Origin of the sequence: Paenibacillus odorifer (assembly GCF_000758725.1) — a bacterium.
Classification (GTDB): Bacteria; Bacillota; Bacilli; order Paenibacillales; family Paenibacillaceae; genus Paenibacillus_AQ; species Paenibacillus_AQ odorifer.
Genome location: NZ_CP009428.1, coordinates 1,559,721 through 1,575,527 on the forward strand (window position 1 = coordinate 1,559,721; position 15,807 = coordinate 1,575,527).

General features: G+C 36.3%; 8 protein-coding genes, 2 pseudogenes and 1 riboswitch. All 10 genes and pseudogenes read left to right on the top strand.

Annotation, left to right across the window (positions count from 1 at the left end):
* Window positions 1–135 precede the first annotated feature (135 nt).
* A pseudogene (gene sigK, locus PODO_RS06695) lies at window positions 136–648 on the top strand (RNA polymerase sporulation sigma factor SigK); the annotation flags it as partial.
* 429 nt (window positions 649–1,077) lie between these two features.
* Window positions 1,078–2,634: a GTPase domain-containing protein gene (locus PODO_RS06700; protein ID WP_038569301.1), complete on the top strand. Its 1,557-nt coding sequence runs from the start codon at window positions 1,078–1,080 to the stop codon at window positions 2,632–2,634.
* 80 nt (window positions 2,635–2,714) lie between these two features.
* Window positions 2,715–2,864, top strand: a pseudogene (locus PODO_RS30440) (sigma factor-like helix-turn-helix DNA-binding protein); the annotation flags it as partial.
* A 186-nt stretch (window positions 2,865–3,050) separates the two neighbouring features.
* A complete protein-coding gene (locus tag PODO_RS06710) occupies window positions 3,051–4,553 on the top strand; it encodes a TIGR02677 family protein (RefSeq protein WP_038569304.1) in 1,503 nt (500 codons plus the stop codon).
* Entirely contained in the window at window positions 4,546–5,685 is a 1,140-nt protein-coding gene (locus tag PODO_RS06715) for a TIGR02678 family protein (RefSeq protein WP_038569305.1), read from the top strand. The genes PODO_RS06710 and PODO_RS06715 overlap by 8 nt, the downstream gene beginning before the upstream one ends.
* 23 nt (window positions 5,686–5,708) lie before the next feature.
* Complete coding sequence (locus PODO_RS06720) at window positions 5,709–9,812, top strand: TIGR02680 family protein (protein WP_038569312.1); 4,104 nt, start codon at window positions 5,709–5,711, stop codon at window positions 9,810–9,812.
* The gene (locus PODO_RS06725) at window positions 9,802–11,205 is read left to right on the top strand and encodes a DUF2399 domain-containing protein (RefSeq protein WP_038569314.1); all 1,404 of its coding nucleotides are present in this window, start codon (window positions 9,802–9,804) and stop codon (window positions 11,203–11,205) included. The genes PODO_RS06720 and PODO_RS06725 overlap by 11 nt, the downstream gene beginning before the upstream one ends.
* A gap of 692 nt (window positions 11,206–11,897) precedes the next feature.
* Complete coding sequence (locus PODO_RS06730) at window positions 11,898–13,403, top strand: AAA family ATPase (RefSeq protein WP_038569316.1); 1,506 nt, start codon at window positions 11,898–11,900, stop codon at window positions 13,401–13,403.
* A 9-nt stretch (window positions 13,404–13,412) separates the two neighbouring features.
* Window positions 13,413–14,480 carry an HNH endonuclease gene (locus tag PODO_RS06735; RefSeq protein WP_038569318.1) on the top strand — a complete coding sequence of 356 codons (1,068 nt, stop codon included), beginning with the start codon at window positions 13,413–13,415 and terminating at the stop codon, window positions 14,478–14,480.
* A 55-nt stretch (window positions 14,481–14,535) separates the two neighbouring features.
* The gene (gene sigK, locus PODO_RS06740) at window positions 14,536–15,066 is read left to right on the top strand and encodes an RNA polymerase sporulation sigma factor SigK (RefSeq protein ID WP_080742427.1); all 531 of its coding nucleotides are present in this window, start codon (window positions 14,536–14,538) and stop codon (window positions 15,064–15,066) included.
* Window positions 15,067–15,493: 427 nt separating this feature from the next.
* A riboswitch (cobalamin riboswitch) is annotated at window positions 15,494–15,685 on the top strand.
* Window positions 15,686–15,807 lie beyond the last annotated feature (122 nt).

The following is a 15,807-nucleotide window of genomic DNA, read 5'->3' on the forward strand; positions in this document are numbered from 1 at the left end:
GAATTGATCGTACTACAGTGAAGGAAAGTTCTTATTAAGGGATTAAACTGTAGTAGAGGTACCATCTCGATCATTAGCAGTGATGAGGTCATGCTTGATATTTAAATAAGTCTCTAAGTTACATCACATCATGTCCACAACCTCAAAAAATTCGATAATACCGGAGAAGATATGGAGGATCTGATCTCCATCGGCACGATCGGCTTGATTAAAGCTATCGAGAGCTACCGCCCGAACAAAGGCACAAAGCTGGCCACTTTTGCTGCCCGTTGTATTGAAAACGAAATTCTGATGCACCTAAGATCCTTGAAGAAGACTCGTAAAGATGTATCTCTGCACGATCCAATTGGGACTGACAAAGAAGGTAATGAAATTACACTCATTGATATCCTCGGTTCGGAAGCGGATGATGTCATTAAAGAAGTCGATCTTAAGATCGAGAAGAGTAAGATATATCGTAACCTAGATATTCTGGATGACCGGGAAAAAGAAGTTGTCGTTGGGCGGTTTGGATTGGATACGGGTGGGGAAGAGAGGATACAGAGGGAGATTGCTAAGGAGTTGGGGATCTCGCGGAGTTATGTTTCGAGGATAGAGAAGAGGGCGCTCATGAAGCTTTATCATGAGTTTTATAAGGCGAAGCGGTAAGAGTAAAGAGTCTGTCTATAGGCAGACTCTTTTTGTTGTCGAAATTTGGACGTATAGTTCAAAAAAATTATGTAAAAGTCGGATTTTCATGTAAAACATTTGAAGTTCGATGTTATAATTTGGATGTGTATAATCCATTTATTCCTAGTTCAAAGGGAGGCTCATAGCTTTGGAAGAAAATAAATTGCAAAAGCTTAAGACACAGCAGAATTATTGAGGAATACCGCTAATCTTGAACGAGAAAGGCATTGCAACGATCATTTCATGCCCATACTCCAGACTGCTACGGTAGTTAAGCTACAATAGATCATACATATTTAAATATGCAAAAGCGTACTATAAAGGCTGTTTTTTAACTAGGCATTCTCTATAAAGCACTGCCACAATGTAAAAATACTGTTCAAACCTTACATAGGAGGATTATATCAAATGAAACAATTAATTGTCGGTTTAATTGGTGAAACTGGAAGTGGTAAATCTACATTTTGTTCAATGTGTTCATCGGAAGATATTCATCCAATAATTTCAGGTTCGTATGGGAAAAAAGGCACAACAAAATCCACTAAACGAATGATATTTTCAAAAGAAATGAAAAACTTTGACTTGAATGAATTTAGCCTATCGTATAAAGGTGGACAAACAGAATTCGGTCTACCCCTCTCTGAGGAAATAGATCTTCATCCTTTTGAGTCCTTAACTATATTAGATACTCAAGGATTAAACGATTGGAAATCTGACGAAGAAAGAGAACGAACAAACAAATCAATACTTAAAGTTTGCGATGAAGCGGACATAATACTCGTAACAATTCCAGAGGGGGGTAATGTTGTAACAACGAACACTGTTTTAAATCAGATATTTACTCAGTTTTGTCATAAGCCCATTGTTTTTGTATACAGAGCTCAACAATCTAGAGAGAAGCTTTTAAAAAAAGAAAAATCAATACCTCTTTTAATACCCTTTGTTGAAGATAATATTGAAAAATATAGCAAAATAAACCCTAAATTAGGTAATGTTATTAAATGCGCCAATTTACCTGCAGATACTGGTGTATATCCTTTGTTTTGCATTTTGCCTAATAGCGAAGAGCTATCCTCTGATATTGAAGAAAATGAGCGTCAAAGCGACAATACAGTGTTAAGGAAATATATTAGTAATGCATTGCAGTATGCAATCAATTTACAAAATTTATTAATTAATGAAATGGCTGATGAATATGTAAAAAGCAATTTAGAAATAATATCAACAACAATAGAAAAAATATTTAGTTTGGAAAATATAATTTCGGGAATGACGAATGTTAAAGGATTACCATTATATAGACCTTACATTAAAAATTTTAATTTTAAACCTGAATATGATATTGAATATAGTTGGCAAGGAGGCACTCCTTGGATGTATCCCGTTTGTGGAGGTGACTATACATACGCGTCAAATGATATATACGTAAATTTATGCAATATCATAAGAAATTCAAACGAGTCTGTTGCAGTTAAAAGCTCATTGTTATCTGTACTATATTCAATATCAGAAGATAGGCATACTCCGGGAAGTCTTAATTTGCGATACAATTCTTACACTCGCGGAGTTCCGGTTAATTGGCTTATTGATATAAGAACGGAATTGTTACAAAAAAGCCCTGAATTGTTTGAGGAAATTGATATTTATGTAGATGACAATAATTTTTTTGATAATCCTGCACAATGTGAATCGTTGTTATCTACTGATGAAAAGTTTCGGGTAGCACATCATGATTGGAATAAGTGTCTAAAACAATTTTATTTTTTCACCCCGGAAAAACAAAAAATAATAAAGCAAAAGTTTAGTGATAGAGAATGGTCGGCAACTGTTTTAGTGTCTTCAATATCCAAAGTCATTAATAAAATTGATTTTTGTCGCGGTATGAATGAAAAAAATAAAGATGATTTTGAAAAGATTGCGTTTGATTCTCGAGGTAAATGTGTTCTATGGAATAATGAAGTATAAAGTATAAATTTAGCCTTAGGCTTGAAAGTTAAAATAGTACTTATCAAAGATCACTTATTGTTTAATGGATGAGCGCAAAGGAGGTAGAGGTCTTTGCCGGCCGCTTCGGCCTGGACACCGGCGGGGAGGAGCGGACGCAGCGGGAGATCGCGAAGGAGCTGGGGATTTCGCGGATAGAGAAGAGGGCGTTGATGAAGTTGTATCATGAGTTTTATAAGGCGAAGCGGTGAGTCTATCGGGTCTGTCATTTGACAGACTCTTTTTGTTGTCGAAATTTGGACATGTAGTTCAAAAGAGTTATGTAAAAAGTAGGATTCGTATGTAAAACACTTGAAATTTTATGTTATAATTTGGTTAAATATTAGATTGGAATTTAAGGTTAAAGTTATAAAAATTTCCTGTAAGGAGGTTGCCGAATGAGCTTTCTGATTAATCCTATTAAAGAAGCTACTTATCTTTCTACTACTAAATCAGACAGATATCGTCCTATATGTTACGTTTTTTATCAGAAATATCGTCAGGAATATAATGCGTATATGTTTCTGGATGAGATATATCAAGAATTAGTAACATCTGAAATTTTTGGCACCTACTTTACAGATTATAACGAAAAGGAATTGGAAGAAGACCTTAAATCGCTTGTGAAATGGAATAACCTAATTATTCATCAAGACGAATCGCATGCACAACGTATCGAGGACTTTTATAAGCGTAAGAATTACTATGAGGTCACACAATACACTATTTCACTAGAACGTTCTCTAGAAGAAATGCGGCATAATCTGCAGGCGATTCGCGGAGGATCTTTTGAGCGTATATTAGCAGACCATATTTTAGAGGATCTGACTAAACTTCAGAAGTGGAATTCTTCGGATAAAGAATCATTTGGTGACATCCGCAACATCTGGCGTGATCTTATGTCCCGCTTTGAAGCTCTTCGTAACGGAACTGCCGACTTCTTATCACACGTAAATAGCGAACCATATGAACGTCTTATTCACACAGAATCTTTTTTGCCATATAAAGAAAAATTTGTACGGCTACTAAGCGACTTCGTGGTAGGTATCATGGAAAAGAAAGATTTAATTGAAGAAAGCCTCAGTCTAATTGATGAAAAAAATATCGAGAATATCATTTCTATAATTGTTTCCTACGAAGCTGAACAACAAATAAATGACATGTTTGAAGAGGAAGTTGTCTTAGAGCGAAGAAGGGCAGAGTGGCTCGGTTTTAAAGGGTGGTTTGTGGAAATTAATGGTCGCAAAGCGAGTTCCCGATTTCTTATAGAGCAGACACGCGGTACTATTCAGAAAATTGTACGGATTGCGGATCAGATTAGTGATAAATTCAATTATTTTAAAAGTCGCAAGAATGACTACTTGGAACTAGCCCGTATTTTTGCAAATACTTCTGATATAAGGGACTGTCATATCATTGCTGGTGCGATGTTTGGTGTGTCCAATACAAAACATTTCTTAGTTCCCCACAAATCCGAGGATGACATTACTAAACATGTGTGGGAGTGTGATCCATTCGAACTGCCACTTAACAAAAAGACACCTGGAAATCGTAACAAACGTACCAAACTGCCTATATACGAAAACCCTTTAGCTCAGATGGTCCTGATTCAGGAACATTTGGAGAAAACACGGATGATACAAGAGAAATTTAACAGTATAATCAAGGACGGGAAAATTATCCTGGAGGAGATTGGTGTAGTGTATCCTGAAGTGCGGGATTTATTGCTTGAGTTATTAGGACAAGCCATGATTACAAAAAAATTTGAAAGTAGAACAGAAGATGGTCGCCGATTTTATCTTAGGTTGCGTTCAAATAAACGTATTCACTTGCGCTCCACTGACGGAACCCTGACGATGAATGATTATGAGTTTGTGTTTATGGAGGAAATGTATGGATAGAGATCAGATGGTGCTCCAGGAATGTGTTGAAGCTTTGTTTCATTTTTACTGGATTCATCGTGACAAGCAGGCTGACCTATATTTTCAGATTCTCTCTAGAAAAGCAGAGCTTACTGACATGATGCGAGATTATTTTGGCTATCGTTTAATATTACGTACTGAGTTTATTAAATTGGAAAAAATACCTGTCTCTTCTAAGCCCTTTATGGGTATTAATAACTTTTCAACAGTACATCATTATATGTTTTTTTGCTGCTTCCTTACTTATTTAGAAGACAAAGGTGAAGATCAGCAGTTTACTTTACAAAATGCATGCGATGCTATTCGCATGTATTATCCGGAAGACGCCATCCATTTTGCCTGGGAGGAACGTTCACATCGCAGGGCATTTGCAGATGTTTTGCAGCATTGCGTTATGTTAAGGCTCGTTTATGTCGTGGATCGCGATATCGACGGATTTAGAGACGATATAAATCACGATGTTTTATTTCAGACGACGCCATATTTTCGTCATTTTGCCCCACTCTACTTCTTGGATCTGAGTAAAATTCAAAGTTGGAGTCAATTAGAAGAACATATTACGAAGGAAATTACGAATAACACAACACCAAAACAACGGGTTCTACGTCGGTTTTTTTTAGAATCGGCCATTTATGATGATGAACTTTCAGAAGATGAAGTTATTTTGCTAGAAGATAGGCAGGAGCTTGAAAGACTAAATGAAATAATTTGTGAGTCATTTGAATATTGGCATCTCGAACGGTACCATCGTACAACGATGCTCATACATTCAGAAGTTCGTTATGGAGACTATTATCCAAAAGATGAACAAATCTCAAATACAGCTGTGCAGTATGCGACCTTTATTTGGGATATGGTAAATGAGCAAAAAGTAGCCCTTGACCACAATGGGCGCATTACATGCACAGAATATGAGGCACTAAAATGGTTTCAAGCAATAAAAGAATTGCATAGTCATGGGTGGACCAAATCGTTTACAGAACGGCCCGTCACTACCATTTGGAGAGAAGTTATGGAATACATGTCTGACTTTCATATGGCAGAAGTACAGATGGACAAGCAGATTGTATTTTATTCTGCTACTGGCCGAGTTACAGGATATTATGCTTAATCTACTAGTGGAGGTAATGGGGGATGAGTTCGTTTCATTTGAATCGCTTTGGTCTTGTGAATTTTTGGTACCATAGTGACACAATTTTTGAGTTTAGCAATGGACGCCTTTTTGTTCGTGGTGCAAACGGATCTGGCAAGTCAGTATCTACTACCATGGCAGTGCCCTTTTTGCTAGATGGTGATAAGCGACCGTCACGTCTTGATCCATTTGGTTCGCAAGATCGGCGGATGATTGATCTATTGCTGGGCAACAAACATGTGTCTAAGCGCGAGGAAGGTACTGGATATTTATACACAGAATATCGTAAAGGAGATACCTTTGTAACTGTTGGTATTGGATTGAATGGTAAACGGCGGGAGAGCGACAATACTATGCAGACATGGTATTTCATTCTTTTCAATAAGAGAATTGGGTATGATATTAAGTTGCACGAAGAAAAGATTGTAAGCGGAGAATCCCGAAAGTTTCCTTTAACTATGGGTGACTTAGCAGAACATATTGGCAGAGACGGAGAAGTAACAGATAGCCAACAGCGTTACATGGAGTTAGTGAATCAAAATATCTATCGTTTCAAAACTACGCAAGAGTTTAAAGAACTGATAGGCGTATTGCTTCAGCTAAGAAGTCCGAAACTCTCCAATGCTGTGAAAGCGAGCGAAGTATCCAATGTTCTCTCTGATGCTCTTCCTGAATTGTCACAAACTGAATTAGCCCCGCTATCTTCTTCTTTGGAGAGTATGGATAGCCTGCAAGATAAGAAGGCTCGTCTTGAGAAGGAATTGAGGTTCCTAACGATGTTGGCGGATGCGTATGATACTTACAATCAGTTTTCTCTTTATGAGAAAGCGAAGCATCTTATATACAGTGAAAAACGACTTGATGAATCAATTGAGCTCATAAAGAAATATAAAGTTTCTGAAACTATTGCTATTGAAAATAAAAATGATTTAGAACATAAACGGATAGAGCAAAGTAACATTAAAGAAACACTCCATAAAAAAATCTCTTTATTGAATGGGCATGCCCTCTTTACAGCGGAAGAAGAGTTAGAAAAAGCCAAAAAAAATTTATATGATTTAGAGCGAAAACTACAAAATACAACTGAAGCTATGGATAATAATGCAACACAGCAACGTGAGGTAGAGGAACGAATCAAGAAAAACGTGGGAAAAGAATACAAGGCTGTAAAAAGCCGCGAAGATGTGCTTTCTGAGCTTGAGGCGCTTGCGGATGAAACTTTTTTCATATCACATTCTACTTTAAGTCAGTACTTTGAACAAAATCTTAGGAATTTTTCGGAAGCAGGATTTAAAAACTGGCAAGAAATTCTTCAGGAGTATCATACCAAGGTACAAGAAATCGCGAGCCAATTACATTCCTTACAAGCACGGCTCGAACACGAGGGGCAATTGAAGCGAAATTTAGCAATTGAAGAAGATCATGTGAAGGAATTAGAGGTAGAGATCAGTGCCTTAGAGAAAGAACATATTAAAAATGCAGATATTGTTGAACATGATGTTATGGAATGGGCTGAGGGAGCACGACAATTTCAAGTCAAGCCAAATGAGCTGCTGGAAGCACGGGGAATTCTACAGGGGATTGGAGAACTATTGGATGACTTTTCTACTGCAGCCGTTATAGATTGGTTAAATAATTTGTTCCACAAATGTCTTACCGGACTACAAGAAGAGCGAGCACACATCACAGCCGCCATAGGTATTCTCCAAAAGAAAATCGAGGACACAGAGACACAGATTTATGAGCTATCAGCACATAAAGAGATAATGCCTGTGCTTACTGCTTCCGAGCTAATAAAAATGGAGCACTTGCGTACTCAGAATATCCGTACTGCGTATTTTTACGAGAGCGTTGAGTTTTTAGATCACATAGATGCGTCAGTAAAAGAAGCTATTGAAGGTGCAATCACTCGAGCAGGACTTCTAACAGCACTTATCGTGCATGAAAGTGATCTTTCGATGGTTGCTGATTCTACGACTGTGGTACAAAAAGGCTCTTACAAAAAAGAAAATATGCTAACTTATTTACGTTCCGTACCAATTAATGGGCTCTCTGAGAATGACATTGATGCTGTGCTACAAACTATATCAATTGTTCCCCATGAAGAAGGATATATACTTGAAACGGGGGAGTTTCGGAGTGGCATGATTGGGGGACTGGCACCACAATATGAGGATTTATATATTGGAAAATCAGCGCGTGAACAAATTCGTGCTCGCAGGCTAAATGAATTACGAAAGCTAATTGATGAACTCGAGCATAGAAAATATGATTTGGATTCTGAATGTTGTTCTATCGAAGATCAGAAACGTTTACTTCAGATGGAGAAAGAGATATTTCCATCAATGGAACTGTTGATAGGTTCACTTGTCCGCTATGAAAACAAGTCTCAGGAGCGTGTAGCACAGCTTTCTATGATGGAAAGACTACATGTGGCTCTGCGAATTTACCAAAATGAAACTCAAGTTGCGCGAAATGCGATTTACTATGCCGCACAAAATATGGAACTTCCACTTACATACACCGGTTATCAAAGAGCGCTTAATGATATTGAACAGTATAAAGATATGCTAAATGAGCTTCGTATGGTACACAACGCATGGCTTGATGCATATCAGTCTATATCTAACTGTTTATCGGAGAAAGAAAATTTGTTGAATTTTTATGATTATCTTACAGATGCTAGAACAGAAATAGAGCAAGATATTAAACGTAACAAGTCTTACGAAGCGATGTGTGTCAAGAAAATTCATGATCTTGGCGATACAGACGTAAAGAAAGAAATTGAGGTGGCAAGAAAAAATTTGCAGGAAACAGATAGACTTTTGGAAACAAATCATAAACTAATAAATGAAGCAGAAAATAGTATTCGTATCTTGAAAGAAAAACTAGAGAAAGAACAACCTCTTATGGAAGAATGGCTACGATTATTCAATGCATGGACAAAATTATATGAAAAAGAGATTTCCTTCGGTTTAGTTCCTCATTCATCTAGTCCTTATCAGGTTATAGGAGCATTAGAGGAAACTTGTAGAGCCTTTTCATTAAATACAATACTTTCAGCAATGAAAGATGCGGAAGCCCATGCCCAACGTGAGCTTGTGGACTATTTTCTTAAGCAATCACATGTTACGTTCCCATTTGAGATTTCGGCTAAAGAGATGGAAGACGCACGCTGGCAGATCTTTGAACAGCACTGTTCACGACAGTTTTTGGTTTTTGCACCTCAGTATGTGGAAAATACACCGCGTGAAGTGCATAGCGAAGTTGCTGATCAACTAAAACTTATTTCGGGACATATACAGAATGAGGAACAAAAGTTGTTTGAAAAAGTGCTTATTGATGTCATCGGTACTGCAATTCATGAGAAAGTGAGGTCTGCGAAGAAATGGGAGCAAGATGCTAACGCAATGTTGCAGCGTGTAACCGGCACGATCCAGATGCGACTTGAGTGGGTTCCTCTCACTAGCAAGGAAGAGGATCAAATTTCTACGACTGAGTTATTATCATACTTGTCCAAGGAATCCATCTTTTTGACACCATTACAAAAGGAAAAAGTACGCTTGCATTTTACATCCAAGATTAATGAGGCTCGCAAAAAATGCAAAGATGACACCAGTTTTTCTATGTTTGAAGAGATGAAAAAGGCGTTAGACTACCGCAAGTGGTACCGATTTGATATGTTCATCACACGCAAGGGAATTCCAGAGGAACGTTTTACAAATAAAGTGTTTGGGGAACTTAGCGGAGGGGAAAAGGCGATGAGTATTTATTCACCATTGTTTGCAGCGATAGCCGCTAAATACTCTTATGCTGCACCAGATGCCCCTCGTGTCATTTCACTAGATGAGGCTTTTGCAGGAATTGATAGCGAAAATATTGCACAAATGTTCCAACTTGTACACGACTTTGAATTCGACTATATTATGAATTCCCAGGTGTTATGGGGGTGTTACGATACGGTAGATGAACTATCTATTGCTCAAATTCTACGCTCTGTAGATTCTCCTGTGCTCGCTGTTGCGCGTTACTACTGGGACGGAAAAGAAAAATATCTTTTATCGGTAGAGAATAGTATTGAGGAGTATTCTAGCAATGCAGGATAAGTGGCAACTAATCGAGATTTTTCGGCGTAGCATCGGTTTCGGCCGCCTCTTCGATTTGTATCGTAAGAAGTTTGAAAGCTATGGAGCATTCGGAACTGTTAAAATGCTGCCCACTAGAGAAGAGGACAAAGCACTAAGGGGATTTCTTGGCGTTAGATACAAGGGACCTCGTTTTCCTGCAATAGATTTTGAAAAAGCGGTCATAGAAGCAGGTTACTCTATTTCTCTAATTGAGTTGTTAGAGCTCTATTATGGCTGTCGATTACTTACTAAGCGTGAACAAAAGGAACTAAAGGTTTCAGCATGGGAGAACCTTTTTGTACGCGTAGAACAAGACTTTATTATGCGATTCAATGTTTCTGATTCTGATAAAGAATATTTTTTCCAGAAGACATTTAGATGGTGTGAAAGATTAAAAGCGGGGGACGTCAAAGGTCATAGGATTTTGAGTATTGCTTTTGACAAAGGCGCAAATGTTGATTCAGAATTATTCACCTGTATAAGCGCTCTATGGCATTTGCTCATGAGAAAGGATGAGATGTTTAAAGCTTGTGGAATATCTACTGGGAAAATTAGATTACCAATGTTTGCTGCTTATGTTACTGAAGATTCACATGCTTTTGATAAAACAAATGTAATAGGAAGATTATTATGGAGTGCCCTGGATGATATAAGTAGCCAAAGTCTAATGCTAAGCGAGAATGTTAATAGTCATTTGACAGTCATTCCAGAGTATTTGTTAGAGAGGCAAATTTATAGGCATTTTGACATTTTAGATGACGATCTTAGTTCAATTTCACATGTTTTTGTACCACATTTGGTTAATGGAATTTCTCCTCGAACATTAAATTTACGTGAAATTGAAGAGATGAAACAACTACCACAATACTCGTCAATGTATATTATTGAAAATCCGTCTGTCATTTCTTATCTGGTAGATGAAACAATCCATTTTCTTAATTTAAACAAATTTACTTTGGAGCAATTACCATCGAATTTTCCAGCTTTACTTTGCACTATAGGTCAGGCTAGAACCGCTTCTAAAGTATTTATAGAAAAGTGTCTTACAGCAAACCCAAACTGTGTTATTTATTATTCCGGGGATCTTGATGTCCCAGGCATTCAGATGATGAATAATATGAAAGAACAATTTTCAGCAGAGTTTTACGCTTGGCGCATGGATGCTTCTATATATCGAAAATATGTTGCATCTAAAAGTAAAGCTTTATCAGATGCAGACTTGAAAATCCTCCAAGAAAAAGATAGTGGTTTAGAGAAAGAGATGGTGCAGATTAAGGCAAAAGTTTATCAGGAATTGTTTGGTAAAGAATTGAGAGGTGATTGGATTAAAGAAGTATCTGCTGTGTTTTCTGTGAATCAGTTTGATAAATAAATCAATAGTTAAATGTTGAATGTTGCTGTTGATCAATTAGTAAAAGTTAAGAAAATACTTCTGGATTTCTCTGATGTATTCTCTTAACTTCATTGAGGCTTGTTCAATCAATAATAAACATGGTGTGAGTTTATATCTTTTTGAGGATTTCCTATTATTAGGTTTCATATAGGTCAATTTATGAAGAGGTTCAATAAGTAATCGTTAGGAACGATAGATCGTTTCCTGGTCAGGATTATAAACTTAATTGCGGCGGTCTATATAGCTAGTTTTTTTTGGAGCACTGCCGCACTTAATCTTGCCTTCGGAGTTAGAAATTACGAAACAGCTCAATAAACCAGAGATTTGCCTTTGCTATTGGTGAGAAGAGGCAGCAATAATAGATATGTCGCTAAGTATATTTCTTAACGAGTGTTAACACCTATATCCGAGGGTTTGTACAAGAAATCTGAGAGGGCAGCGAGTGTCTCTCCTAAAAGATGAGCGCTCCGGGAGCTCTAGTCAATTTGATTTGGTTTTAGAATTGAAGAACTTAAGTGATAGAGTGATATATAGGTCCACCTTGGGGAAGCGGAGCTTATTTTGAACTTTTGATAAATGACCTAGGAAACAGTTGCCTGTTCTATTAGATGTATTATTCTACGTTACTTCATTTTAGTAAGTCGAATTTGAAAAAAAAGAGAGGTAATTGAATGTTTATTAAGAAATTACATATTGGGAAATACAAAAAACTAAATGGTTTTGAGGTGGAATTTAAAAAAGTGAAAAATGTAAAGTTTAATTTGTCTGTTCTAATAGGTGAGAATGGAACTGCAAAAACGACAATCTTGCAGGCAATTACGAATCTATTATCTGACACCAAAGAAAAAAATAAAATGATTGAATCCTATATAGAATATGAATTTATCAAGGATAATCAAATAACAGAACATATGATAACAACTTTTGATATAGGTGAGCAGTTGCCAAGTAATCTTATCATCTCATCCTATACCCCAATTGAGAAAATCTATATGCTCGCCAAGAATTCGGAAATACCAAGGTGCCCAATTATTTATTCAGAAATGGGATTTAGCAAATTGAAATATATTATTAATAAATTCGTCACTGAAAATTCTGTGAAAACCCCGAAGATGAATGATATTGTAGACTATATTGGGTACTATCCTCACCAATACTTAATCGAATTTAGCAAGTCCATAACTTCCACATCTACTATGGAGAATGGTTTATTGAAGGGGCGATATGATGATGTCTCTGAGAAGTTATTAGAACATTTAGATCAAAATATAGAGATAGAAAGTCTACTTCAAAAATATGAGCACAATCTCGAAGTTTATGGCAGATCAAAAAAATTGAATAACACACTATCACGGCACATAATGAAATTTCAAAATCTTAATAGAGCTTTTAATGACAGATCTAGACTTTCAAAGAATCAACAAGAGCGTGTATTTTTAGAATATGTATACATATTAATTAAAATGAAAGAATTTACAAACATCTACTCTGAGGTTATAAATACATACTATAAAGGTGAGACCCAAAAACTTGTACACTCATCAAAATTAGTGAATTATTTAAATGGGCAAAACGAATTTTATAAAGACCTAGAGTTCTTAGAGCTGTTCAATAAGTATCCTATTTCTGACTTGTGGTTTAATTCGGTGAATGATACTCCTGATACTGTACCTTTATCTTACTGGAGTTCCGGTGAATTAAGTTTGTTCTTAAGACTTATTGAAATCGCGTACTCGATTTCAGAAAACTCACTATTATTAATCGACGAACCAGAAACAAATTTACATCCAAAATGGATAAATAGTTATATTAACATTTTAAAATCAATAATCGATGTTAATTGTCACATAATAATTGCTACACATGCTCCATTAATCATTTCAGATATACCAAAAGAAAGTATCATTTTACTAAAAAAAGAAGGTTCGTCTGTCAAACAGGCCCAAATAGAAGAGAAGACTATAGGTCTCGATTATGAAGAAATTTTGAAAAAAATATTTGACGTTAACGAAAAGGAAGATACTACTTTGGAAAGCTATGAACAGGAAATTCTAAAATACATTGAAGATGAGAATATTAATTCAGCTATTGAATTATATGATCAGCTAGGCGATAGTCCTACTAAATTTAATTTGTTTTTAAAAATAAAAAAGACTTTAATAGACAAGGATGAGTAATTAATAATCATGTATAAAGTCACAGAAAATATTAATTTTCTTAGCCCGTATCACAATTTTATGTGCCAAATTTTAAAAGCAATGAGAACGTCATTAAAGGCTAATCCCAATTACACGATTATTGACTTAAAAGCGAGCATTCTTACTATTAATCCTGATGTATGTGGATTTTTAAATAGGGGAGATTTCATAGATAATATTTATAAGTTAAAGCGTTGCCCAATAGACTTATGTAAAGAATACGGGAAATTTGTAAGTAGATATAAGTCCGTTCTGAATGGTAAATGGAGGGGGAAATCTAAATTAACTGATGAAACAAGTAAGGAATTCAAAGCTATATTTATTTTTTTGTATGAAAAATTGTTGGGGTACAAGACATTTAATATGGCATTATTTCAAACATCTAGTTCACTAGATGATTTTAGAGCCACGATGTCACTTAACCAGGTATGTCCTTATTGTGACATGACTAAAGTTAATAAAGATATTGTATCGGTAGACCACTTCTTACCAAAAGCCACTTACCCCATATTGTCAATTTTTCCTGATAACTTAATCGTAGCATGTAAAGCGTGTAATGAAGTTATTAAGGGGGAGAAAATTCATCTTCCAATAGCCCATCCTTATTACGAAGAAATATCTAACCTCTTTACATTCAGAATTGAGGAAAATGATATTAATAAATTTGAGATAGAGTTTGATATGAATCAAACGAACTCTAGACTTACAAGCCAAAAAGTTATGAACTTTTTAAAACTGTTCAAAATTGAAGAAAGATATGAAAAATATATGACTGCAGTATTACAAGATTTCCGAGCAGAAATAAGAAAAGGAGCCATGTCTGAACTTAATGGAATAGCTCAAGTTCGTTCAATAACTAATGCTGATATTAAGAATTGTATTCTAAAACATTTTAGTGAGGCTGTAATAGATAATAGAAATTTTAGGCGTGCAGTTGATGGTTCGAAAATCAAAAATGATTACATAAATCAAATTATTGGAAGAAAAGAATATCAGAAGGATATAGAATACATTGAAACTCATTATTTTGGCTTTGCTTCAACAATAGAAAACTAATATTAAGTAACCGATTTTCGCCTCGTGATGGAAATCGGTTTATTTTTATTTCAAAATTACATCGCTTCGTGTCCATAACCTCAAAAAATTCGATAACACCGGAGAAGATATGGAGGATCTGATCTCCATCGGCACCATCGGCCTGATAAAAGCTATTGAGAGCTATCGTCCAAACAAAGGAACAAAGCCAGCCACATTTGCTGCTCGTTGTATTGAAAATGAAATCCTGATGCACCTGCGTTCGCTCAAGAAAACACGTAAAGACGTATCCCTGCATGATCCAATTGGGACGGACAAAGAAGGTAATGAAATTACACTTATCGATATCCTTGGCTCCGAAGCTGATGATGTCATTAAAGAAGTGGATTTGAAGATCGAGAAGAGTAAGATATATCGCAACCTAGATATTCTGGATGACCGGGAGAAAGAAGTTGTGGTGGGTAGGTTTGGGCTGGATACAGGTGGAGAAGAGAGGACACAGAGGGAGATTGCTAAGGAGTTGGGGATCTCGCGGAGTTATGTTTCGAGGATAGAGAAGAGGGCGCTCATGAAGCTTTATCATGAGTTTTATAAGGCGAAGCGGTAGGGTCTTCTAAGTTATGAAAAAATAGAATTCGATAGACAGTAGAGATTTGAAAAGCGACTTTTCTACGGAGAAGTTGTTTTTTTATCGTTAACATGATAGGGAATTTTTCCCTTTGCACTATGGATCATCCCATTGATTAGGAGAGGTTTGATGTTGTGTAGGTAGTCTGCGCAATCTCTACTGTGTCATCATACTGCTACTCCCCCTATTCCACTCTCTATCAATGGTGGAGTGATTTTTGTCTAGTTACTTGCCAATCTGTGATTGGTCCATCCCAAGCGAAGTGAATGACTGCGTTCGGTTTTGTTAAGGTGTGTGTAACTCATGGTTTCATTCTCCCACGCAATGGATGTGGTGGTAACTCCATTATACGAATCTTCCCTAGGTGTTTTTGTCTGTCGCACTTCATAATAATTCATGGTATATTATTCCTGTTAATATTTATGGTGATTGCATAGGAATATCCTATCTAGCTTAAAAGGGGAATGTTGGTGAAATTCCCACGCGGTCCCGCCACTGTGAACGCACATTAAAATTCCATCATTAACTGCTTAATGTTAATGGTGGGTTTTTTAATGAACTGCGAAGCCAGAATGCCTGCCATAAATATACCCAACGAATCCCACGAGGATGGGAAGGAGGTTTTTTTATGTCTATATTCAATAGTGAAACTCTTTTATAGAATTACTTTAATAAAGTACTTGTTACATTGGAAATAATGTTGTTAATAAATTATTAATG

Bases quoted from the DNA above. Each gene is read 5' to 3' on its own strand.
- PODO_RS06735 (WP_038569318.1), top strand. From the start codon at position 13,413: ATGTATAAAGTCACAGAAAATATTAATTTTCTTAGCCCGTATCACAAT.
- PODO_RS06720 (WP_038569312.1), top strand. From the start codon at position 5,709: ATGAGTTCGTTTCATTTGAATCGCTTTGGTCTTGTGAATTTTTGGTAC.
- PODO_RS06725 (WP_038569314.1), top strand. From the start codon at position 9,802: ATGCAGGATAAGTGGCAACTAATCGAGATTTTTCGGCGTAGCATCGGT.
- PODO_RS06700 (WP_038569301.1), top strand. From the start codon at position 1,078: ATGAAACAATTAATTGTCGGTTTAATTGGTGAAACTGGAAGTGGTAAA.
- PODO_RS06710 (WP_038569304.1), top strand. From the start codon at position 3,051: ATGAGCTTTCTGATTAATCCTATTAAAGAAGCTACTTATCTTTCTACT.
- PODO_RS06730 (WP_038569316.1), top strand. From the start codon at position 11,898: ATGTTTATTAAGAAATTACATATTGGGAAATACAAAAAACTAAATGGT.
- PODO_RS06715 (WP_038569305.1), top strand. From the start codon at position 4,546: ATGGATAGAGATCAGATGGTGCTCCAGGAATGTGTTGAAGCTTTGTTT.